This is a genomic window from Mycolicibacterium sp. XJ870 (assembly GCF_053483975.1).
The window spans coordinates 2,137,943-2,164,398 of the sequence record NZ_JBEFTI010000001.1; the positions used below are offsets into that span (position 1 = coordinate 2,137,943).

3 protein-coding genes are annotated in these 26,456 nt (G+C 66.3%); 2 read left to right on the plus strand and 1 reads right to left on the minus strand.

The window, feature by feature from the left end; all coding sequences use genetic code 11:
• Positions 1 to 25: 25 nt before the first annotated feature.
• Positions 26 to 1,444: a cytochrome P450 gene (locus ABQF30_RS10455; RefSeq protein ID WP_448462987.1), complete on the minus strand. Its 1,419-nt coding sequence runs from the start codon at positions 1,442 to 1,444 to the stop codon at positions 26 to 28.
• 422 nt (positions 1,445 to 1,866) lie between these two features.
• Between ABQF30_RS10455 and ABQF30_RS10460 the strand changes: the two genes are divergently transcribed.
• The gene (locus ABQF30_RS10460) at positions 1,867 to 2,091 is read left to right on the plus strand and encodes an MbtH family protein (RefSeq protein ID WP_448462989.1); all 225 of its coding nucleotides are present in this window, start codon (positions 1,867 to 1,869) and stop codon (positions 2,089 to 2,091) included.
• A gap of 17 nt (positions 2,092 to 2,108) precedes the next feature.
• A complete protein-coding gene (locus tag ABQF30_RS10465) occupies positions 2,109 to 26,441 on the plus strand; it encodes a non-ribosomal peptide synthase/polyketide synthase (protein ID WP_448462991.1) in 24,333 nt (8,110 codons plus the stop codon).
• Positions 26,442 to 26,456: the final 15 nt, after the last annotated feature.

Below are 26,456 nucleotides of genomic sequence, written 5' to 3' on the forward strand. Positions count from 1 at the left end.
AGAGTCGGATCAGTGTCGCAGGGCGCTACTCCTGCGGCGAATCGCTCGACTGTCTTGTGCCGTGAGCACTGGCAGGGCATTCGGTCGGCACTGCTGCGTGGGATGCCGGCGCAATGTCCCTGATCGCCCGAACTCGGATGTATCCGCCGCGATGCGGCACGAAGGTGACGTGCTTGGACTTCTGTTTCTCGTCGGCGTCTGTGGTGGTGCTCAAGTCGACCCTGCGCAGGATCTCGCGCAGCACGACGCGCATCTCGACCGTGGCGAAAGTGGCACCGAGGCAGCGACGGTTGCCTCCGCCGAACGGCAGATACGCCGTAGGGCTCAGGGTTGCGCCGATCATCCGATCCGGGTCGAACCGCTCCGGATCCGGATACAGTTCGGAGTTCTGGTGCACCAGACCGATTCCCGGGTTGACTATGGCGCCGGCGGGCAGGAGGTAGCCGCCCACCTCGACCGGCTTCTTCAGTAGCCGGCCGGAGCTGAAAATCACCGGGCGGATGCGCAGCGTCTCCTTTGTCACCGCGTCGAGATACTCGTCGCCGGCAGGATCGCCCTCCGCGCTGGCATCGGCGGCGCGCACAGCCTTGGCCAACGTGTCAGGATGGCGCGTCAGCCGCTCGAGCGCCCAAGACAACGATGCCGACGTCGTCTCGTGACCGGCAGCGATCAGCGTCATCAGCTGATCGCGCAGTTCGCGGTCGGCCAGAGTGCGTCCGTCGTCGTCGGCGGCCCGGACCATCATGGCCAGTACATCGGTGCGTTCGGCCAGATCAGGGTCGGCGCGGCGGTCGGCGATCTCGGCATAGAGCAGGGCGTCTGCTTCAGCGAATCGTCGGCCCAGCCCTCGCCACGGGCGATGGCGTTGCAGATTCGGCTTGGCAAGCGCCGGCGTCTCCCATGGCTTCGGGTAGAGCAACTCGGGAATGACCGTGCGCAGCGCGGCCAGCCGGGCCGGATCGGTGGCGCCGATGACGGTCCGCAGGATCACCTCGAGCGTGATCTGGGTCGTCTTGGACTCCACCGGAAATGCCTTGTTCACCGGCCATTCGGCGATGTTCGCAGCAGCGATCTCGGCCATCTGATGAGCCTGGCGCGCAACGGCGTCACGATGAAACGCGGGCATCATCAGCCGGCGCTGGTCCCGGTGGTCGTCCTCGTCGGTCACGAAAAGCGATCTCTCGCCGAGCAATCCGCTCAAGAACCAACGCGCTTCGCCGGCGTGAAAGACCCGCGGGTCGCCGGCGAACACCGTCTTGATGTCGGCGGGATCAGCAAGATAAATCGTCGTGCCCGCCAGTGGTTCTCGCAGTGTGAACACATCGCCGTAGCGCTGCTGACATGCGGTCAGGAAGCGTAAACCGTAGCGAACCATCAATGCGGACTGCACCACCATGGGAAGCGGAGGTCCGGGCGGCAGTGCGGTTTGAGTGGTATCGCTCACAGTGCTCGATCCTAGCTACTTGACGCGTCGAAGATCACTCGCCGACGCCCTTTTCGTCTCCCGCTCATCGATTCATCCGTATGGTGGCTGATTCAACCACCTCGACGTAGTCCTGACTGTCCCCTCGTGGGGCGATCAGCAGAGCCGTCGAACCCCTAGCAACTTCTTTACGTCGTCGGCTCGACCGGCGTAACTGCCGACCGCGGCCGCAAAGGCCTAAGGTTCAGCCCTCTCAGGGGCACTACCTGTAAGTTCACCGCGGTGGGAGCCGCGCACCGGTGGTACCTGGGCCGCGCACCGTCGACTCGGGCTCGGGCATAGCAAATATTGACGAATCTTCTGAAACTACGTACCGTCGCACTCCGCCTCGTCTAGATTTAGAACGTGTTCCACTTCTGTCGCCTAGGTGGTTTGGAGAACAGTTGAGCATCAATCCATTCGACGACGACAAGGGTAGTTTTCTCGTCTTGGTCAACGATGAAGAGCAGCACAGCTTGTGGCCGGCGTTCGCCGATGTCCCAGCTGGCTGGCGGGTGGTCTACGGCGAAGCGGACCGCACCGCGTGCCTGGACTACATCGAACAGAGCTGGCCTGATATCCGGCCGAAGAGTCTGCGCGAGAGATTGGCACAGGGTCGTAGTACGTAAGCGGCGGGCGGAGTCCGATGGAGTGTGACAGCGGGACACTGCCGCTCACGCGTGGTCAGCTGGATATCTGGCTTTCCGAGGAAACGGATCGTTGCGGTGCCAAGTGGCACAACGGCATGCTTGCGAGAATCGACGGCCCGCTCGACCCGGCGATGCTTGAGCAGGCCATCCGTCACGGGTTGCACGAGGCCGAACCGCTCAGAGCCACCTTTTTCGAGGTGGACGGCCAAGTTGTACAAAAAGTGGTCGACGATCCGATCATTGAGCTGGCCTATCACGACCTCATCGGCGCGCAGGATTCCGTAGGGGACGTCTACCGTCTGATTGCATCCATCCAACGCGCTGCAATGCCGCTTGACGGGCAGCTGTTCAAGTTCGCGTTGATCCAGACGCGGGTAGATGAATTCTATTGGTTCGTCTGCTGCCATCACATTGCGATAGACGGAATCGGCATGGCCACCCTCTGCCACCGGATTGCCGCAATCTATTCGGCAATTACCGCCGGCGCGCCGATTCCTCCTCCCGTTTTCGGTTCGCTGAGCAGCCTCGTCGACTGCGAGCTGGAATATGAAGCCTCCGACGATTATCTGACAGACCAGGCCTATTGGGCCGAGAATGCGCCACTCGAAAGCGATGCAAGCTATCGCGTGGCGCCCGGCGGCCCTGGTCAATCCGATGAGTATGTGCCCTCTGCGCCAGTTCAATTGGATCAATCCGTCGTCGCCAAGACCCGCGAGTTATCGCATGCATTGGGGGTGCGTCGCGCCTCGGTGATCACCGCGGCGTGCGCGCTGTTGGTGCGTGGGCAGGACGCCGGGGCCTCTGAGGTCGTGTTCGATTTCCCGGTCAGTCGTCGGGTGACCCCAGAGGCACTGATGGTGCCCGGAATGGTCTCCGGCGTTGTGCCGCTGGTGTTGAAAACTCCGCCGGAGTCAACGGTGGCCGGCTTTTGCGAACATGTCGACAGCCGGATACGAGAAGCGCTGCAGCACCAGCGATTTCCGGCGCGCGCTATCGAGAACAAGGCGCGTTTCCAGGTCGGGCAACCGTCGAACCGGGCAGTCATCAATTTCATTCCGACCGCGCGTCTAGCGGATTTCGCGGGTGCTCCCGGATCGGGGACCGTGACCCATACCGGCATGCTGGATCAGTTCGGTCTCGTCATCATCAGAAACGATGATCAGCTTTTCCTGAGTACGTCGGGTGTTGGGCAATTATTCGCCGGCTGTGATGCCCGCGATGTAGCGGACCGCTTGGAGCGCGTGCTCGAGGCGATGACCGCCGATCCGACGCGGCTGCTTTCGGCAATCGATGTACTCGATCAGGGCGAGCGCCCTCGACTGGATGAGTGGGGTAATCGGGCGGCGTTGACTGGTCCGGCATCGGCCTCCCTGTCGATTCCGGCGTTGTTCGGCGAGCAGGTATCGCGTGATCCCGATGCGGTGGCGGTCAGTTTCGACGGTCGTCACGTGTCGTATCGGGAACTTGATGTGGCGTCGAATCGGTTGGCGCACTTATTGGTTGCTCGGGGTGTGGGTGCGGGTCAGCGGGTGGCGTTGCTGTTCTCCCGCTCGGCCGAGGCGGTCGCGGCCATGCTGGGTGTACTCAAGACCGGTGCTGCATATGTACCGATCGATCCGTCGGTGCCTGATGCGCGGTTGGCGTTCGTGCTCGGTGACGCCTGTCCGGTTGCCGCGCTGACCACCGCCGATCTGGCCGCTAGGTTAGCTGGGCGCGGATTGGTGGTCATCGACGTTGACGACGCGACCGTCGATGCCCAGCCCGTCAGCGCGCTGCCGGAACCGAATCCAGAGGACATTGCGTACCTGATTTACACCTCGGGAACCACGGGTGTGCCCAAAGGGGTGGCAATTCCGCACGAAAACGTGACCCGGTTGCTGCAGGCGATTGCGACTCGGTTGCCGTTGTCGGCGGATTTGGTGTGGTCGCAATGTCATTCGTTGGCCTTCGACTTCTCAGTGTGGGAAATCTTCGGTGCGCTGTTGCGCGGTGGCCGGGTGGTGGTGGTGCCCGAGTCGGTGACGCGGTCGCCCGAAGAGTTGCATGCGCTGCTGGTCGAGCAGCGGGTCAGTGTGTTGAGTCAGACGCCGTCGGCGTTCTATGCGTTGCAGGCTGTTGACGCCGCTGGTGAGTTGGCGCTTGAGTTGGTGGTGTTCGGTGGTGAAGCGCTGGAACCGCAGCGGCTGAAGCCGTGGCTGGACACGCATCCGGAGTCTCCGCGGTTGGTCAACATGTATGGAATCACCGAGACGACGGTGCATGCCTCATTCCGCGAGATCGTTCCCGCGGATCTCGACATTGTGGACAGCCCAATCGGGGTGCCGTTGGCCGACCTGGCGTTTTTTGTCCTGGATGGTTGGCTGCGCCCGGTGTCATCGGGTGTGGTGGGCGAGCTGTATGTGGCCGGTGCGGGTCTGGGTTACGGCTATGCGGGCCGGGCGCCGCTGACGTCGACGCGGTTTGTGGCCTGTCCATTCGGGGAGACCGGACTTCGGATGTACCGCACCGGGGATCTGGCGTGCTGGGGACCCGACGGGCAGTTGCAGTATGTGGGCCGCGCCGATGAGCAGGTCAAGATCCGTGGGTATCGCATAGAGCTCGGCGAAATCCAGTCGGCGCTAACGGCTCTCGACGCGGTGGAGCGGGCCGTGGTGATCGCCCGCGAAGACCGCCCGGGGGATAAGCGTCTCGTTGGATACATCACCGGTACTGCCGATCCGGGGCACATCCGCGCCCAGTTGGCTGAGCGGTTGCCGAGCTACATGGTGCCCGCCGCCGTGGTGGTGATGGACAAGTTGCCGTTGACGGTGAACGGCAAACTGGACAAAAAGGCGCTGCCGGCACCGGAATACGCCGACGTCGACCACTACCGCGCCCCGGCCACCCCTACCGAGGAGATCCTGGCCGGCATCTACGCCCACATCCTGGGCCTGGACCGCGTCGGCGTCGACGACTCATTTTTCAACCTCGGCGGCGACAGCATCCTGTCGATGCAGGTGGCCTCACGTGCCCGGGCCGCCGGCCTGATGTGTCGTCCCCGCGATGTCTTCGTCCAGCAGAGCGTGGCCCGGTTGGCTCAAGTGGTCGGCGTGGCCGTCGGCGCCGGGGGCGAGTTCGACGAGGGCATCGGGCCGGTCGTCGCGACGCCGATCATGCGCTGGCTGAAAGGACTCGAGCGCTCAGCGCTCGATGAGTTCAACCAGACGGTGCTGCTGCAGGCTCCGGCGGGGGTCACCGAGGCCGACGTCGTGATGATGTTGCAGGCCCTGCTGGATCGGCATGCCATGTTGCGCCTGCGCGCCTCGGATGACGGGGCCGGCGGTTGGTCGTTGACGGTGCCCGAGGCTGGATCGGTGGACGCGCGCGCCTGCCTGCGATCGGTGGACGTGCTGTCCGATGCGGCGCTGCTGGCGGCGCGGTCGCGGTTGAACCCGGCCGCCGGGGCGATGCTCAGCGCAGTGTGGGTGTCCTCGACGAACGAGTTGGTGTTGATTGCGCACCATCTGGCCGTCGATGGGGTGTCGTGGCGAATTGTGCTGGAAGACCTCAGCATTGCCTGGACCCAACTACGCAATGGACAACCCATAGCCTTGCCGCCGGCGGGGACGTCGTTCGCGCACTGGTCGGAACTGCTCTTCGAGTACGCGCGCGATTCAGAGGTCGTTGGTCACGCGGACGTCTGGCGACACGTCGCGTCGTCCACTCCCGCGCTGCCTGCGGTGCATCCCGAGGTGGACACATACGTCACTGCCGGGCGGCTCTCGTCGAACTTGGATCACGAGACCACCCGCATGCTGCTCGGTGAGGTGCCTGCGGCGTTTCACACTGGGGTGCACGACATTCTGTTGATCGCGTTCGGGTTGGCGGTCGCAGAGTTCATCGGGAACGACGGCGCGCCGATCGGCATCGATGTGGAGGGTCACGGCCGTCACGAGGAAATCGCCGCCGATGTGGACCTGTCGCGCACGGTGGGGTGGTTCACCACCAAGTACCCGGTGGCGTTGAACTTCGGGAGGCTGCTGGGCGGTTTGCGCTGGGCGCAGGTGGTGGCCGGCGACGCGGCTCTGGGTGCGGCGGTCAAGAACGCCAAGGAACAGCTTCTGGCCCTGCCCGACAGTCTGACCTACGGCCTACTGCGTTACCTGAATCCCGATGTGGAGCTGGCCGGGTCCGACCCGGCGATCGGGTTCAACTATCTGGGTCGACTGGGTGCTGCGGCCATCGAGTCCTCCGACGATGTGTGGCGAATGTCCCCGAAGGCGTTCTCGTTGATCGGCGCGGCAGGCGCTGTTCCCGTTGCTCTGACACACGCCGTGGCACTCGACGCGGCAACCATCGACACCGACGCCGGCCCGCAGCTGCACGCCGACTGGACCTGGGCCACATCGGCACTCGATGAGGGGCGAGTCAGCCGGTTGTCCCACTTGTGGTTCGAGGCGCTTGCCGGCATTTGCGCGCACGTACGTACTGGTGGTGGCGGATTGTCCCCGTCGGATATCGCCCCGGCTCGCCTGAGCCAGCAGCAGATCGACGAGCTCGACAGACAATTCGTGATCGCCGACGTGTTGCCGCTGACCCCGTTGCAGCAGGGACTGCTCTACCACGCCAGCACCGCGCAGGGATCCGGCGATGACGTGTATGCGATGCAACTGGATATCGCCCTGAACGGTCCGCTGGACCAGCACCGCCTGCGTGATGCCGTGCAGGCAGTGGTCGTTCGACATCCACATCTGGCAGCCCGATTCTGCGACCAGTTCGACGAGCCGGTGCAGATCATCCCGGCGGATCCTGTCGCGCATTGGCGGTATATCGAACCGAGCACCGATGAGCCGGCCGAGCAGGTGTGCGCCGCCGAACGTGCGGCGGTCTGCGACCTCAAAGACCAACCCGCCTTCCGGGCGGCTCTCATCCGCGTCGCCGACGACCGCCACCGGTTGGTGCTCACTGCTCACCACATCGTGCTCGACGGCTGGTCGATGCCGATCCTGCTGCAGGAGATCTTCGCCGGCTTCAGCGGGCAACGGCTGCCCGCTGCCGCCTCGTATCGCAGCTTCGTCACCTGGCTTGCCGAGCGGGACCACGTCGCCGCCCACGAGGTATGGCGCGACAGGCTCGCCGATTTGGATGCCCCGACCTTGGTGGGTCCGCCTGACAGGGCGGAACTGGGGGAGCGCGGCAGTGAATCGTTCTCCGTGCCCGAAGATGTCACGCGGGCACTTGGCGAGTTGGCGCGCTCACGCCACACCACCCTCAACATCGTGTTGCAGGCGGCGTTCGCCCGGCTGCTGTGCTCGCTGACCGGTCAGCATGACGTCGCATTCGGCACGACGGTCTCAGGTAGGCCGGCCGAGGTAGTCGGTGCGGAATCGATGGTGGGCCTGCTGATCAACACCGTGCCGGTGCGCGCAACCTTCACGGCGGCCACCACCACAACGGACCTGCTGGATCAGCTGCAAGGCGCGCACATCGACACGCTCGAGCACCAGCACTTGGCGCTCAACGAGATTCACCGCATCACCGGTCAGGAACGCCTCTTCGACACCCTCTTCGTGTTCGAGAACTATCCGATCGACACCGCAGGGCCGCTCGGTATCGACGGGTTGGACATCGCCGAGTTCAATTTCCGCGAATCCAACCACTACCCGCTGGCCGTGCAAGCCCTTCCGGGTCGCGAACTAGGGCTTCGCGTCGAGTTCGACACCGAGGTGTTCGACCTGGCCGGCATCGAGGCGTTGGTCGAGCGGTTCAAGCGGATGTTGGCGGCGATGGCCGCAGACCCGGAGCGGTCGCTGTCGTCGGTGGACCTGCTCGACGCGACTGAGCACATCCGGCTGCAAGAGTGGAGCAACCGGGACGTACTGATCGAGCCGGGGCCAACTGCGGCGGCAATTCCGGCGTTGTTCACCGCGCAGGTGGCGCGCACGCCTGACGCATTGGCGGTGACCTGCGACGGCCGGTCGATGACGTACCGGCAACTCGATGACACCGCGAACCGGTTGGCCCATGTGCTGGCCGGCCAGGGTGTGGGCCCGGGCGAAGTTGTGGCACTGCTGTTTCCGCGGTCGGCTGACGCGATCGTGGCGCTCTTGGCGGTGTTGAAGACCGGCGCGGCGTACCTACCGATCGATCCGGCACTGCCGATGACGCGTATCGAGTTCATGATGACCGATGCCGCGCCTATCGCCGCAATCACCAAGGCTGGTCTGGCCGAGCGGTTCAACGGCTTCGACGTGCCCGTCGTCACCATCGATGGCCCCGCGGTGCCCGTCAAGCCCGGCACGGCACTGGCGGGTCCGGCGCCCGACGACATCGCGTACATCATTTACACCTCGGGCACCACCGGTGTCCCCAAAGGCGTTGCCATCCCGCATCGCAACGTGCCCGGGCTGTTCGGCTCACTCGACGGCAACGTGTCGTCGGGCCCGGGCCAAGTGTGGACACAGTGGCACTCGTACAGCTTCGACGTCTCGGTGTGGGAGATCTTTGGCGCGCTGCTGCATGGAGCGCGGCTGTTGGTGGTGCCCGAACCGGTGGCCGCCTCGCCGGCGGACTTCCATGCGTTGCTGGTCGCCGAACATGTCAGTGTGTTGAGCCAGACCCCGTCGGCGGCGGGGATGCTCTCGCCGCAGGGCCTGGAGTCGGCGGCGTTGGTCGTGGCCGGGGAGGCATGCCCCTCCGAGTTGGTGGATCGGTGGGCGCCCGGGCGAATGATGATCAACGCCTACGGCCCAACCGAGGCCACGGTGTATGCGTCGATCAGCGCGCCCCTGAGGACCCAGGACCCCGGATCGGCGGTGCCGATCGGTGCGCCGGTGGCCGGTGGAGCGTTGTTCGTATTGGACGCCTGGCTGCGCCCGGTGCCGCCCGGAGTGGTCGGAGAGTTGTACGTGGCGGGCCGCGGTGTGGGGTACGGGTATTGGCGCCGTGCGGGTTTGACGTCGTCTCGATTTGTGGCCTGCCCGTTCGGAGAGCCCGGGGCGCGCATGTATCGCACAGGCGATCTGGTGCGGTGGGGCGCCGACGGGCAAGTGCACTATCTCGGGCGCGCCGATGAGCAGGTCAAGATCCGCGGGTATCGCATCGAACTCGGTGAAGTTCAGGCCGCTTTGGCCGATCTGGACGGTGTCACACAGGCGGTGGTGATTGCCCACGGGGACCGTCCCGGCGAGCAGCACCTGATCGGCTACATCACCGGCACCGCCGATCCGGGCCAGATCCGCGCCCGGCTGGCCGAACGGTTGCCTGCCTACATGGTGCCCGCCGCGGTGGTGGCGATCGACGCGGTGCCGTTGACCGTCAACGGCAAACTCGACCGGCGTGCGCTGCCTGCACCGGGCTTCCACGACAGCGATCGCTATCGCGCCCCGGCCAATCCGGTCGAGGAGATCCTGGCCGACGTCTACGCGCGCGTCCTCGGTCTGGACCGAATCGGTGTTGACGAGTCATTCTTCGAGCTTGGCGGGGATTCGTTGTCCGCGATGCGTCTGGTCGCCTCCATCAACATTGCGCTTGATGCCGGCATTGCGGTGCGCTCGTTGTTCGACGCTCCCACGGTCGCGCAGTTGGCGCTTCGTCTCGGCGGAGACAAGGCGCGGCTGGAGCCGTTGGTCGCAGGCGAACGCCCCGCGGTGATTCCGCTGTCGTTTGGCCAAAGCCGGCTGTGGTTCCTCGACCAGTTGCAGGGGCGCTCGTCCGTCTACAACATGACGGCCGCGTTCCGGATCACCGGCGCACTGGATGCCGGTGCGCTCGGTGCGGCGCTGGCCGATGTGGTGGCCCGCCACGAAAGCCTGCGCACGCTGTTCGCCGCTCCCGACGGCATTCCCCGCCAAATAGTGGTGGCCCCTGAGCGGGCCGAGATCAGCTGGGACGTCGTCGATACCGCCGGATGGCCGGCTGATCGACTGGCCGACGCGATCGGCGATGCGGCGCGGCACGCGTTTGACCTGTCCACCGAGATTCCTTTGAAAGCAGTGCTTTACCGTCTCGCCGACGACGAGCATGTGCTGGCGGCGGTGGTGCACCATATCGCCGCCGATGGTTGGTCGATCACCCCGCTGATGGCCGATCTACACGTGGCCTACACCAGCCGATCTACCGGACAGGCGCCGGACTGGGCGCCCTTGCCGGTGCAGTATGTCGATTACACGCTGTGGCAGCGTGCCCAGTTCGGCGATCTCGAAGACAGCAACAGCCGGATCGCGACGCAGCTTGCCTACTGGCAGGATTCGCTGGCCGGGATGCCCGAACGTCTGGCGCTGCCCACCGATCGGCCGTACCCGCCGGTGGCCGACCAGCGCGGCGCCACCGTGGCGGTGGACTGGCCCGTCGAGTTGCAGCAGCAGGTTGCCCGGGTCGCCCGTGAGCACAATGCGACCAGCTTCATGGTGGTTCAGAGCGCCCTGCTTACGCTGCTGTCCAGGCTCAGTGGGACTTCCGATGTGGCAGTGGGATTCCCGATCGCCGGGCGCCGGGACCCTGCGCTGGATGAGCTGGTCGGCTTTTTCGTGAACACTCTGGTACTGCGCGTCGATCTTGCCGGGGATCCGACTGTTTCGGAGTTTTTGGCTCAGGTGCGTGCGCGCAGCCTGGCCGCCTTCGAACATCAGGATGTGCCGTTCGAAGTGCTGGTCGAGCAGGTCAATCCGGCCCGATCCATGACCCATCACCCGCTGGTCCAGGTCGCGTTGGCGTGGCAGAACTTCGCCGGACACGACATCAACGATCCTGCCGCGGCGATTGCGATGGGGGATCTGCAGGTCACCCGGGTGCCGGTGGACACGCACACGGCCCGCATGGACCTGAACTTCTCGCTGTCTGAACGTCGGACCGAGGCCGGTGAACCGGCCGGGATCGGCGGGACGGTGGAATTCCGCACCGACGTGTTCGATCCGGGCACCGTCGAAACACTGATCGCCCGGCTACAGCATGTCCTGACCGTCATGACGAGCGACTCGACGGCACGCATGTCGTCGGTGGATGTGCTCAGTGACGATGAGCGCGCACACCTCACGGCGATGGGTAACCATGCGGCGCTGACCAAAGCTGCGCCCAGGCCGGTGTCGATTCCGGCGCTGTTCGCCGAACATGTGACTCGCACCCCCGAATCGGTGGCGATCACCTACGGCGAGCGATCGTGGACTTACCGTGAACTCGATGAGGCCTCGAACCGATTGGCGCACACACTCATCGGCCGGGGCGCGGCTCCCGGGGAGCGGGTGGCGCTGCTGTTCAATCGGTCCGCCGAGGCGATCGTGGCGATCGTGGCGATCCTCAAGACCGGGGCGGCGTATCTGCCGATCGATCCTGCGGTGCCCGATGCACGGTTGGAGTTCGTGCTGGCTGACGCCAACCCGGTAGTCGCAGTGACCACCGCCGATCTGGCCGACCGGCTCGAGGGGCGGGAACTGGACGTCGTCGACGTGGGTGACCCCGCAGTCGACATGGACGGGAGCCAGTCCATCAGCGCGCCGCCGGGACCGAGCGCCGACGATATCGCCTACCTCATCTACACCTCGGGCACGACGGGTGTTCCCAAAGGCGTTGCCATTACTCACCACAACGTCACGCAGCTGCTGGAGCCGCTCGGCGCCGGCCTGCCGCCCGCCGGCGTGTGGCCGCAGTGTCACTCCTTGGCCTTCGACGTATCGGTGTGGGAGATCTTCGGTGCATTGCTCCGCGGTGGGCGAGTGGTGGTCGTACCCGAGGAGGTGGTGGCCTCACCAGAAGACTTCCATGCCTTGCTGGTTCGTGAACGCGTCAATGTGCTCACTCAAACGCCTTCCGCCGTAGGGGTTTTGCGGCGAGATGGCTTGGAGTCGGCGGCCTTGGTGGTGGTCGGCGAAGCCTGTCCGCCTGAGGTGGTGGATCAATGGGCACCCGGGCGGGTGATGCTCAACGCCTACGGCCCCACCGAGACCACGATGTGCGTGGCGATCAGTGCGCCGCTCACACCCGGGTCGGGGGTGCCGATCGGCTCGCCCGTCCCCTCGGCGGCGCTGTTCGTCCTCGACGAGTGGTTGCGCCCGGTGCCCGCCGGCGTGATCGGTGAACTGTATGTCGCGGGTGCGGGGCTCGGATATGGCTATGTGGGCCGGACGGGTTTGACCGCGTCGCGGTTTGTGGCGTGTCCGTTCGGCGGCCTCGGAGCCCGGATGTATCGCACCGGGGATCTGGTGTGCTGGCGCCCGGACGGTCAGCTGCAATACCTGGGCCGCGCCGACGAGCAGGTCAAGATCCGTGGCTATCGCATCGAACTCGGTGAAGTGCAGGCCGCTCTCGCCGGGCTGGGCGGGGTAGAGCAGGCGGTGGTGATAGCCCGAGAGGACCGTCCTGGGGACAAGCGCCTCGTCGGCTACATCACCGGGACCGCCGAACCGGCCGGGCTGCGCGCTGAACTCGGCGAGCGGCTGCCGCCATACATGGTGCCCGTCGCAGTGGTGGTGCTGGACGCGCTGCCGCTGACGGTCAACGGCAAGCTCGACACCCGCGCACTGCCCGCACCGGAGTACCAGGACGTCGATCGGTACCGCGCCCCCGCAGACGCCGTGGAAGAGATCCTGGCCGACATCTACGCCCAGATCCTTGGACTGGCTCGGGTCGGTGTCGACGACTCATTCTTCGACCTCGGCGGCGACAGCATCATGTCGATGCAGGTGGTGGCCCGGGCGCGGGCCGCCGGCCTGGTGTGTCGCCCGCGCGATGTGTTCGTCGAGCAGACCGTGGCCCGACTGGCGCGAGTGGTCACGGTGGCCGGCAGTGCCTGCGTGATCGATGAGGGTGTCGGGCCGATCCTGGCCACCCCGATCATGCGGTGGCTGCAGTGCACAGATGGCCCGGTCGACGAGTTCAACCAGACGGTGCTGGTACAGGCCCCCGATGGGGCGACCGAGGCCGACGCCGTAATCATGTTGCAGGCCTTGCTCGATCGGCATGGAATGCTGCGATTGCGCGTCGAGGACGACTGGTCACTGACGGTGCCGGAGGCGGGGTCGGTGGACGCGCGACTGTGCCTGCGGTCGGTGGACGTGTTGTCCGATGAGGCACTGACGGCGGCGCGCGCACGGTTGAACCCGGCAGCCGGGGTGATGCTCAGCGCCCTGTGGGTCACCGCCACGGGCCAGCTGGCAGTGAGCATTCACCATCTGGCTGTCGACGGAGTGTCGTGGCGGATCTTGTTGGATGACCTCAACACTGTCTGGTCCCAGCATCGCAGCGGCCGCGCGCCGGTGTTGCCGGTGGCGGGGACGTCGTTCCAGCGATGGGCGGCGCTGTTGGCAGAGCATGCATCCCGTCCGGAAGTGGTTGAGCAGGCGGACATTTGGAGCCAGGTTGCCACGAACCCCGCGGCACTGCCTGCCGTGCAACCCGATGTGGACACGCATCGGAGTGCAGGCCGCTTCTCAGCGGAGCTGGATGCCCAGACCACCGGCATGCTGCTCGATGAGGTACCGGCGGCGTTTCACACTGGGACGCAGGACATCCTGCTGATCGCGTTCGGGTTGGCGGTGGCCGAGATGTTGGGCACCGGGGGCGCGCCGGTCGGCGTCGACGTCGAGGGCCACGGCCGGCACGAAGAAATCGCCGCTGACGTCGACCTGTCGCGCACGGTGGGGTGGTTCACCACCAAATACCCGGTGGCTCTCAACCTCGGCACGCATGTTGGTGGCTTGTCCTGGGAGCAGGTGGTGGCCGGTGACGCAGCGCTGGGGGCGGTCGTCAAAGACGCCAAGGAGCAGCTTCGTGCCCTGCCGGATCCGCTGACCTACGGTCTGCTGCGGTACCTGAATCGCGACGTCGACCTGGCCGCGGCCGAACCGCCGATTGCGTTCAATTACCTGGGGCGGTTGAGCGCGACCGAGGCGTCCGATGAGCTGTGGCGCATGAGCCAGGACAGCTTGACGTCCACCGCCGCGGCCGCGGCGATAGCCATGCCGCTCACCCACACCGTGGCACTCAACGCGGGCATCATCGAGACGGGCACCGGGCCGCGCTTGCGCGCCGACTGGACGTGGGCAGCCTCGGCGCTCGACGAGCGGCAGGTCAGCCGGCTGAGTCAATTGTGGTTCGAGGCCCTGGCCGGGATCTGCGGCCATGTGCGAAGTGGCGGAGGCGGTTTGACGCCGTCGGATATCGTCCCGGCCCGGCTCAGTCAACCGCAGATCGACGAGTTGGCGCGCCATCACCGCATCGCTGACGTTCTGCCGCTGACCGCCTTGCAGCAGGGACTGGTCTTTCACAGCAGCACCGCGCACGGCGTCGACGACGATCTCTATGTGGTGCAGCTGGACATCACGGTGACCGGCGCGCTCGATCAGCACCGGCTGCGTGATGCGGTGCGCGCGGTGGTCAACCGGCATCCCAACCTCGCGGCCCGATTCTGCGACCAGTTCGACGAGCCGGTGCAGATCATCCCGGCTGATCCCGAGGCGGGGTGGCGGTACATCGACCTGGATACCGATGAACCTGACGAGCAGATCAAGCGGCTGTGCGCTGCCGAGCGCGCAGCAGTGTGCGACCTGGCCCAGCCGCCGGCTTTCCGGGTGGCCTTGATCCGTACCGGACGCGACCGGCACCGGTTCGTGCTCACCAATCACCACATCGTGCTCGACGGCTGGTCGTTGCCAATCCTGTTGCAGGAGATCTTCGCCGGCTATCGCGGGCAGCGGCTGCCGGCGGCCACGCCGTATCGGAGCTTCATCACCTGGCTGGCCGAACGCGACCAAGCCGCCGCCCACGCGGCCTGGCGCGAAGTGCTGGCGGACTTCGACACCCCCACCCTCGTCGGGCCGCCGCAAACATCAGAGCCGGGTCGGCGCGGCATCACCTCGCATCATGTGCCCGAGGAGACGACACGGGCGCTTGACGAGCTCGCCCGCTCTCAACACACCACGGTCAACACCGTGCTGCAGGGTGCCTGGGCGCTGCTGCTCACCTCGCTGACCGGTCAGCACGATGTCGCCTTCGGCGTCGTCGTCTCGGGGCGGCCCGCCGAGGTGCCCGGCGCCGAATCCATGGTGGGCCTGCTGATCAACACGGTGCCGGTGCGCGCCGACATCACCGCGGCAACCACCACCACAGATCTACTCGAGCAGTTGCAACGCTCCCACACCAAAACCCTTGAGCACCAACACCTGGCGCTCAGCGAGATCCACCGCATCACCGACCACGACCGACTGTTCGACACCCTGTTCGTGTTCGAGAACTACCCGGTGAACACCAGCGCACTTGCCGGCGCCGACGGGTTGAACATCACCGAGTTCACCAGCCACGAATCCACCGACTACCCGCTGACGATGCAAGCCATCCCGGGCGACGAGCTGCGCCTTCGCGTCGAATACGACACCGACATTTTCGACGCGGCCGGCATCGAAGCGCTCGCCCGTCGGTTCACCCAGGTGTTGGCGGCCATGACCGCCGATCCGCGGCGGCCGTTGTCGGCGGTGGATCTTCTCGACGAAGTTGAGCGCACACACCTTGACGAGATCGGGAACCGGGCGGTGTTGACTCGTCTGCCGGAGCCGGCGTCGGTGCCGGAGTTGTTCGGTTCGCAGGTGGCGCGTGCCCCGGAGGCGGTGGCACTGGTCTGTGGGGACCGGTCGATGACCTATGGGCAGCTGGAGGAGGCGGCCAACCGGCTGGCGCACCTGCTCGTCGCTCACGGGGTCGGCCCGGGCGAGCGGGTGGCGTTGATGTTCCCCCGGTCGGCCGAGGCGATCGTGGCGATTCTGGCTGTGCTCAAGACCGGGGCGGCCTACCTGCCGATCGACCCCGCGCTGCCGGCCGCCCGGGTCGAGTTCATGCTGACCGATGCCGCGCCGATTGCCGCGGTCACCACCACCGCTTTGGTTGATCGGTTCGACGGGCACGACCTGACGATCGTCGACGTCGAGAACCCCGCCGTCGCGACCCAACAGAGCACGCCACTCCCCACGCCGGCGCCCGATGACATCGCCCACATCATTTACACCTCGGGCACCACCGGGCAGCCCAAGGGAGTCGCGGTCACCCAGCGCAACGTGACGCAGCTGTTCGACTCGCTGCAGATCGGCGTGCCGCTCGAGCCGGGCCAGGTGTGGACCCAGTTCCATTCGTATTCCTTCGATTTCTCGGTGTGGGAGATCTGGGGTGCGCTGCTGTACGGCGGCCGCCTGGTGGTGGTGCCTGACCCGGTGACCCGGTCCCCGGAAGATTTCCACGCATTACTGGTGCGTGAGCAGGTCACCGTGTTGACGCAGACCCCGTCCGCGGCGGGGGTGCTGTCGGTGGACGGCCTGGACGCGACAGCGTTGGTGATCGGCGCCGAGCCCTGTCCGCCGGTGTTGGTGGAGCGGTGGGCGCCGGGTCGGGTCATGGTCAACGTTTACGGCCCGACAGAGACCACGATGTGGTTGTGCGCCAGTGCGCCGCTAGAACCCGGGTCGGGATCCCCACCGATCGGCTCGCCGACGGCATGGGCCGCGTTCTTTGTGCTCGATGAGTGGCTGCGTCCGGTGTCCGAGGGTGTGATCGGCGAGTTGTATCTGGCCGGTGCCGGGGTCGGTGTGGGGTACTGGCGACGCTCAGGTTTGACCGCGTCGCGGTTCATGGCCTGCCCGTTCGGTGAACCCGGAAAACGCATGTATCGCACCGGTGATCTGGTGCGCTGGCGCGCCGACGGGCAACTGGACTACTTCGGCCGTGCCGATGAGCAGGTCAAGATCCGCGGGTATCGCATCGAGCTCGGTGAAATCCAGTCTGCGCTGGCCGCATTGGAGGGGGTCGATCAAGCGGCGGTGATCGCCCGCGAGGACCAACCGGGCGACAAGCGCCTGGTGGGCTACATCACCGGCACCGCCGATCCGGTGACCGCGCGTGCCGCGCTGGCCGAGCGGCTACCGACCTACATGGTGCCCACCTCGGTGGTGGCGCTGGCGGCACTGCCGGTCACGGTCAACGGCAAACTCGACGCGCGCGCTCTACCGGCACCGGACTACCAGCAGTCCGATCATTACCGTGCCCCGGCAGGTCCCGTCGAGGAGATCCTTGCCGGAATTTTTGCTCGCGTGCTGGGCGTGGAGCGTGTCGGAGTCGACGACTCGTTCTTCGAACTCGGCGGAGATTCCGTGTCGACGATGCGCCTGGTGTCTGCGATCAACGCCGGGCTGGACACCGATCTTGCGGTGCGCGCGGTGTTCGAGGCGCCGACGGTTGCGCAGTTGGCGCCGCGTGTCGGCGAGGGCGTGGGTCGGCTGGAGCCGCTGGTGGCCGGTGAGCGCCCCGCGGTGGTTCCGCTGTCGTTCGCCCAGAACCGGTTGTGGTTCGTCGACCAATTACAGGGGCCCTCACCGGTTTACAACATGCCGGTGGGACTACGGCTACATGGGCGTCTTGACTCCGACGCCCTGAGCGCTGCGTTGGCAGACGTGATCGGCCGGCATGAAAGCCTACGCACGCGCTTCGAGGCGCCCGACGGAACACCTCGGCAGGTGGTGGCATCCGCCGAAGAGGCCGACTTCAGTTGGGACGTCGTCGATGCCACCGACTGGCCGGAGAGCCGGCTGGCAGAGGCCGTCGGCGCGATGGCCCGCCACAGCTTTGACCTGGCATCCGAAATTCCGTTGTGGGCAAGGCTTTTCCGTGTCTCCGAGGACGAACACGTGTTGGTGGCCGTGGTGCACCATATCGCCGCCGACGGCTGGTCGCTCACCCCGCTGGTGACCGATCTGAGTGTCGCGTACGCCTGCCGGTGCGCCGGACAAGTCCCCGGGTGGCCGCCGTTGGCGGTGCAGTATGTCGATTACACGCTGTGGCAACGCGCGCAGCTCGGTGACCTCGACGACGCTGATAGCCCCATCGCCGCGCAGCTGACCTACTGGGAAGATGCCCTGGCCGGACTTCCCGAGCTCGTAGCGCTACCCACCGATCGGCCCTATCCGGCGGTTGCCGATCAGCGCGGCTCCACGGTGGCGGTGGATTGGCCGGCCGATCTGCAGCACCGGGTACGTACCGTCGCCAGTGAGCACGGTGCGACGAGTTTCATGGTGATGCAGGCTGCCCTGGCGGTGCTGCTGGCCAACGTCAGCGCGAGTTCCGATGTGGCCATTGGCTTCCCGATCGCCGGCCGCCGCGATCCCGCTCTGGACGAGCTTGTGGGCTTTTTCGTCAACAACTTGGTGCTGCGCGTCGATCTGGCAGGCGATCCGACGGTGGCGGAGTTGCTCGCCCAGGTTCGGCAGCGCAGCCTCGCTGCCTACGAGCATCAGGACGTGCCCTTTGAGGTACTGGTGGAGCGGCTCAACCCAACCCGAAGCCTGACTCATCACCCGCTGGTGCAGGTGGCGTTGGCCTGGCAGAACCTTCCTTGGCAGGACACCGGCCCCGCCGACGCGCTGCGCCTGGGCGATCTGCGGGTAACGCCGCTGCCGGTGGACACCCAGACCGCGCGCATGGATCTGACATTCTCCCTCGGGGAACGCTGGACGCAGGACGGTGAGTTGGCCGGAATCGGCGGCGCGGTGGAATTCCGCACCGACGTGTTCGACCCGGACACCATCGAAACCCTTCTCGAACGGTGGCGCAGGGTGTTGGCGGCGATGATTGCCGACCCCGCGCTGCGGCTCTCGTCCATCGATCTGCTCGACGAAGCTGAGCATGCTCGCGTCGATGGGTGGGGCAACCGGGCCGTCCTGGCCGCACCGGCCCGAGCTTCCTCATCGATTCCGGCATTGTTCGGGGCGCAGGTGGCGAGTGTTCCGGAGGCGGTGGCGATCAGTTTCGACGGCCGCCGTACGACCTATCGCGAACTCGATGAGCTATCAAACAGGTTGGCGCACAAGCTTGTCGCCCACGGCATCGGTCCGGCTGCGTGCGTGGCGTTGCTGTCGGAGCGCTCCGCGGATGCTGTGGTGGCGATGCTGGCGGTACTCAAGACCGGTGCCGCCTACCTGCCGATCGACCCCGCACTGCCCGACACGCGGATCGAATTCATGCTCACCGACGCCGCGCCGACCGCCGTGATCACCACCGCCGCCCTGACTCACCGGCTGGCGGGGTGCGACCTGCTGGTCATCGATGTCGGTGACGATACCGAGGTCCCGGCCTTCGCCGGCGGATCCACGGCACTACCGATGTCGGCCGCGGATGATATCGCCTACATCATCTACACCTCGGGCACCACCGGTGTCCCGAAAGGCGTTGCGATCACCCATCACAACGTGACCCAGCTGTTGGGCTCGCGGGACACCTTCCTGGCCGGAGAGGTGTGGACGCAGTGGCATTCGTATTCCTTCGACGCCTCAGTCGAAGAGATCTGGGGTGCACTGCTTCACGGCGGGCGACTGGTCGTCGTACCCGAGTCGGTGGCCCGCTCACCCGAGGACCTCAACGCCTTGCTGGTGGCTGAACAGGTCAGCGTGTTGAGCCAAACCCCCTCGGCGGTGGCGATGTTGTCGCCCGAGTCTTTGGGGTCGGTGGCGCTGTTGGTGGCCGGTGAGCCCTGTTCGGCCGAGCTGGTGGACCGCTGGGCTCCCGGACGAGTGATGGTCAATGCGTACGGCCCGACCGAGACCACGGTGTGTGCGTCCAGGACTGCCGCTTTGACAGCCGAATCGGGAGCACCCCCGATCGGTGCGCCGGTATCGGGCGCGGCGTTGTTCGTGCTCGACGGTTCGTTGCGTCCGGTGCCGCCCGGGGTGGTCGGTGAGTTGTATGTGGCCGGCCGCGGTGTGGGTGTCGGATATGTGGGCCGGGCGGGATTGACCGGGTCACGGTTTGTGGCCTGCCCCTTTGGGGCTGCGGGACAACGGATGTATCGAACCGGGGATCTGGTGCGCTGGGGCGCCGACGGGCAGCTGCGGTATGTGGGGCGCGCCGATGAGCAAGTCAAGATTCGCGGCTATCGCATCGAGCTCGGCGAAATCCAGGCGGTGTTGGCGGGGCTGGACGGGGTCGAGCAGGCGGCGGTGATCGCCCGCGAGGACCGCTCCGGCGATAAACGGCTGGTGGGCTACGTGACGGGCACGGCGAACCCGGCCAAGTTGCGCACCCAGCTGGCCGAGCAGCTTCCGGCCTACATGGTTCCGGCTGCGGTCATGACATTGTCGGCGCTGCCGCTGACGCCCAACGGCAAGCTGAACACCCGCGCGTTGCCGGCACCCGAGTATCAGGACATCGATCACTACCGCGCCCCGGTCACCCTCACCGAGGAGATCTTGACCGGCATCTACGCCCAGGTACTGGGTGTGGAGCGCGTCGGTGTGGACGACTCGTTCTTCGATTTGGGTGGGGATTCCCTCTCCGCGATGCGTCTGGTCGCCGCGGTCAACACCGGCCTCGATGCCGGTCTTGCTGTGCGCACCCTGTTCGAGGCGCCTACGGTGGCCCAGCTGGCGCCTCGTCTCGGTGGGGAAGAGGCTCGGCTGGAGCCGTTGGCCGCAGGCGAGCGGCCTGCGGTGATTCCCTTGTCGTTTGCCCAATCCCGGTTGTGGTTCCTGGATCAGTTGCAGGGCCCGTCGCCGGTGTACAACATGCCGACGGCCCTACGGATCAGCGGGGCACTGGACGTCGACGCGCTCGGTGCGGCGCTGGCCGATGTGGTGGCCCGCCACGAAACCCTGCGCACGTTGTTCCCGGCCGTCGAGGGGATACCCCGGCAGCTGGTCGTGTCCCCCGAGCGGGCCCAGTTCGGCTGGGAAGTCGTCGACGCCACCGGTTGGACGGCGGCGCAACTACACGACGCGATCGGCGCCGCAGCGCGGCACACGTTCGATCTGGCCGCCGAAATCCCCTTGCAGGCCCGGCTTTTCCGCCTCGCCGAGGACGAACACGTACTGGCGGCTGTGGTGCACCACATCGCCGCCGACGCCTGGTCGATCACTCCTCTGGTCGCCGACCTGGGGGTGGCCTACTCCAGCCGATGCGCGGGGCACGCGCCCGGCTGGGCCGATTTGGCTGTCCAGTACGTCGATTACACGTTGTGGCAGCGTGCTCAGTTCGGTGATCTGGCCGACAGCCGAAGCCGTATCGCCACCCAGGTGGCGTACTGGCAGGAGGCACTGGCCGGGATGCCCGAACGTCTGGCGCTGCCCACTGACCGGCCCTACCCGTCGGCGGCCGATCAGCGCGGCGCCACGATGGCAGTGGAGTGGCCTGCCGAGTTGCAGCAGCAGGTTGCCCGAGTCGCCCGTGAACACAACGCGACGAGCTTCATGGTGGTTCAGAGCGCCCTGCTTACGCTGCTGTCCAGGCTCAGTGGGACTTCCGATGTGGCAGTGGGGTTCCCGATCGCCGGGCGGCGCGACCCCGCCCTCGATGAGTTGATCGGATTCTTCGTCAACACCCTGGTGCTGCGCGTCGATCTGGCCGGGGATCCCACCGTGGCGGAGTTACTGGCGCAGGTGCGTACCAGAAGCCTGGCCGCCTACGAGCATCAGGACGTGCCGTTCGAAGTGCTGGTCGAGCGGCTCAACCCGACCCGGTCCATGACGCATCACCCGCTGGTCCAGGTGTCGCTGGGGTGGCAGAACGTCCCCGGGCAGGACGCAGGCGCTTCCGGCGCCGGGCTGGTGCTGGGTGATCTGGAGGTCACCCAGATGCCGGCGGGCACTGACACCGCCCGCATGGACCTGAGTTTCTCGCTGGCGGAACGTCGTACCAAAACCGGTGAGCCGGCCGGAATCGTGGGGACGGTCGAGTTCCGTACCGACGTGTTCGACCCGGCCGGCATCGAAGCGCTGATCAACCGCTTCGAGCGGGTGCTGAAGACGATGACCAGCGACTCCGATCGATACCTGTCCTCGATCGACGTGCTCGATGCCGACGAGCATGCGCGTCTCGACGACATGGGTAATCGGGCCGCATTGACCGCCCCCGCCCCAACCGCGCCGGTGTCGGTTCCCGCGTTGTTCGCGGCACAGGTCGCCCGGGCCCCGCAGGCGGTGGCGATCACCTGCGGTGAGCGGTCGTTGACCTATCGCGAACTCGACGAGGCCGCAAACCGGTTGGCGCGCAATCTCGTCGGGAAGGGTGTAGGCCCAGGGGACTGTGTGACCCTGTTGTTGGAACGGTCCGCGGAAGCGGTCGTCGCGATGCTGGCGGTACTGAGAACTGGGGCGGCGTACCTGGCGATCGACCCCGCACTGCCAGACGCCCGGATCGAGTTCATGCTTGCCGATGCCGCGCCGACCGTCTCGATCACCACCGGCGGTCTGGCCGACCGGCTGGACGGCCGGGACCTACCGGTCATCGATATCAACGACACAGCGCTGGACACGGCCCCTGGAACGGCACTCCCGGTCCCGGACCCCGACGACATTGCGTACCTCATCTACACGTCCGGGACCACCGGTGTCCCCAAGGGCGTGGCCGTGACGCACCACAATCTGACCCACCTCGCACGGTCGACGCCTGAGTGTCTACCTGCGAATCAGGTGTGGACGCAATGTCATTCGTACGCATTCGACTTCTCGGTGTGGGAGATCTGGGCGGCGCTGCTGGGCGGCGGGCGCCTGGTGGTGGTGCCTGAGTCGGTCGTGAGTTCACCCGAGGATTTCCATGCCCTCCTGGTGAATGAGCGGGTCAACGTGCTCACCCAGACCCCGTCGGCCGCAGGGGCGTTGTCCCCGCACGGGCTGGAGTCGGTGGCGTTGCTTCTCGGCGGTGAAGCCTGCCCGGGTGAGGTGGTGGATCGTTGGGCGCCTGGGCGGACGGTGATCAACGCCTACGGCCCCACCGAGATCACGGTGTATGCGTCGATGAGTGCGCCCTTGGAAGCTGGAGCGGCCGGAGCAGCACCCATCGGCGCGCCGGTCTCGACCTCGGCGCTGTTCGTGCTCGACGAGTGGTTGCACCCGGTGCCTGCCGGGGTGATCGGTGAGCTCTATGTGGCCGGTGACGGTGTGGCGTGCGGGTACCTGGGCCGCTCGGATTTGACGGCCGCACGGTTCGTGGCGTGTCCGTTCGGCAGCGCGGGCGCACCAGGGCAAAGGATGTATCGCACTGGCGATCTGGTCAGCTGGCGTGCTGACGGGCAACTGCAGTATCTGGGGCGCGCCGATGATCAAGTCAAGATCCGCGGCTATCGCATCGAACTCGGCGAAGTTCAGGCCGCGCTGGCCGCACTCGACGGTGTGTCGCAGGCGGTGGTGATCGCCCGCGAGGACCATCCGGGCACCAAACGTCTGATCGGCTATGTCACCGAATCGGTGACCGGAGTGGTGGATCCGGCCGCCATGCGGAGCGCGTTGGCAGACCGACTGCCGCCGTACATGGTCCCGGCCGCGGTCGTGGTCCTGGACGCGTTGCCCTTGACGGTCAGCGGCAAGCTCGACACCCGCGCCTTGCCTGCCCCGGACTACCAGGACGTCGATAAGTACCGCGCCCCGGCCGATGCGATCGAGGAGATCCTGGTCGGCATCTACGCCCAAGTTCTCGGGCTCGAGCGGGTTGGGGTCGACGACTCGTTCTTCGACCTTGGTGGAGACAGCATTCTGTCCATGCAGGTGGTGGCCCGAGCCAGGGCGGCGGGCGTGATGTGCAGGCCCCGCGACATTTTCGTCGAGCAGACCGTGGCCCGGCTGGCTCAAGTGGCCGGAGCGGCCGGCAGTGATGACGGCCCGGTCGACGAGGGTGTCGGGCCGGTGACTGCCACGCCGATCATGCGGTGGCTCAAAGGCGTTGACGGGGCGATCGACCAGTTCAACCAGACGGTGGTGGTCCAAGCCCCGCCCGGAGTCACCGAAGCCGATGTGGAGATGCTCCTGGCCGCCCTGCTGGATCGGCACGCGATGCTGCGACTCCGCGCAGAAGGCGCGGACGCGGGGAGCGAATCAACAGACGGTGGCGGAGATTGGTCGCTGCTGGTGCCCGAAAAGGGTTCGGTGGCAGCGCACCTGCAGTCGGTCGACACGTTTTCCGATGAGGCGTTGGCGGCGGCGCGGTCCCGGTTGAACCCAGCCGCTGGGGAGATGGTCAGCGCCCTGTGGGTGGAGTCCACCGGTCAGTTGGTACTGACGATTCATCACCTGGCGGTTGATGCGGTGTCCTGGCGGATCCTGCTCGAAGACCTCAACATCGCCTGGGCCCAGTATCGCCATGGACAACCCGTGGCGTTGCCGACGACGGGAACGTCATTCGCCCGGTGGGCATCGCTACTCGGCCGACATGCCCACGCCTCAACGGTGGTGAAGACAGCCGAGAGCTGGCGACGGGTGTTGGCGACTCCGGCTGCGCTGCCGCCGGTGCGGCCCGAGTTGGACACCTACGCCACCGCTGGGCACCTCACGGCCTCACTCGACGTCGACACGACGCGCGTGTTGCTCGGTGAAGTGCCGGCAGCGTTTCACGCCGGCATCCAGGACATCCTGCTGATCGCATACGGATTGGCGTTGACTGAGTTCTTGGGTACCGCGACGGGCCTGGACACCACCACACCCGTCGCCATCGATGTCGAAGGCCACGGCCGGGATGAAGACATTGCCGCCGGTGTCGACCTGTCCCGCACCGTGGGCTGGTTCACCACCAAGTACCCGGTGGCGCTAACTCTCGGCGGCCTGCGCTGGTTCGAGGTGGTGGCCGGTGATCCGGCGCTCGACCGCGTGATCAAGGACGCCAAGGAACAACTCCGCGCCCTACCCGACGGGATGTCTTACGGACTGATGCGCTACCTCAATCCCGACGTCGACCTCGCCGGGCCCGAACCAACCGTCGGATTCAATTACCTCGGCAGGTTGGGTGGGAGCGGATCGGCCGATCCGACGATTGCCGAACTGTGGCACGTCAGCCCCGAAGGGGCCTCGATCGCCGCCGCGGCTGCTGCGATCGCCATGCCACTGGGGCACACCGTGGAACTCAACGCCAGCGTCGCCGAAACCGACGCCGGCCCAAGCCTTTACGCCACGTGGACGTGGGCCTTCTCGGCGCTGGATGGCGACCAGGTCGGACGGTTGTCCCAGCTCTGGTTCGACGCCCTTACCGGCATTTGCAGCCATGTCGGCCGGGGCGGCGGTGGTCTGACGCCCTCCGACATCACCCCCGCTCGGCTCAGCCAGCAACAGATCGATGAACTTAGCGAGCAACACCGCGTCGCTGACGTGCTGCCCCTGACGCCCCTGCAGCAGGGACTGCTGTTCCACGCCAACGCAACCCGCGGGAATGACGACGACGACGTCTATGCCATGCAACTCGACGTCACTGTCACCGGTCCGCTTGACCCCCAGCGGCTGCGTGAGGCCGTGCGCACCGTGGTCAACCGGCACCCCAACCTGGCTGCGCGGTTCGACCAGCAGTTCGACGAACCGGTGCAGATCATCCCGGCAGACCCCAGCGTGCCGTGGCAGTACCTCGAAATAGCCACGGACGGCGCGGATCACAGCGATGCCACCGACCAGATTCAGCTGCTGTGCGCGGCGGAACGCGCCGCGGTGTGCGACGTGGTGCACCAGTCGGCTTTCCGCGCAGCGCTGATCCGTACCGCCGACAGCGAGCACCGATTCGTGATGACCTATCACCACATCGTGTTGGATGGCTGGTCACTGCCGATCCTGTTGCAGGAGATATTCGCCAGTTATTACGGGCAGCGACTCCCGGCGGCCCCGTCCTACCGCCGATTCGTCACATGGCTGGCCGATCGTGACGTCGACGCGGCCCACAGCGCGTGGCGTGAAGTCCTGGCCGGATTCGACACCCCCACGTTGGTCGCTCCGGTGGGCCGGACCACACCGGGGCGACGGGCCACCGAGTCGTTCCGGCTGCCCACCGAGACCACCCAGGCCGTCAACGAACTGGCCCGTAGCTGCCACACGACCGTCAACACGGTCCTTCAAGCCGCTTGGGCGCAGCTGCTGACGTGGCTGACCGGACATCACGATGTCGCCTTCGGCGTCGCGGTGTCCGGGCGGTCAGCGGAGGTGGCGGGCGCGGAATCGATGGTCGGTCTGTTGATCAACACCGTGCCGGTGCGTGCCACCATCACCCCGGACACCACCATTGCCGACCTTCTCGGCAACCTGCAGCGCCACCACATGGACACACTGGACCACCAGCATCTGGCGCTCAACGAGATTCACCGCGCGGCCGGCCACGATCAACTCTTCGACACCCTGTTCGTGTTCCAGAACTATCCCGTGGACACCGCCGCCATGCACGCCACCAACGGGTTGGCCATCACCGACGTCAACGGCCGGGAGTACAACCACTACCCGCTCACTCTGCAAGCCATGCCGGGCACCGAGCTGGTTCTCCGCGTCGAGTTCGACACCGATGTGTTCGACGCGAACCGCGTCCGCAAGATCATGGGGCGGTTCCAGCGCGTGTTGGCGGCCATGACCGGCGATTCGGTGAAGAAGCCATGACCGCGGACATCACCC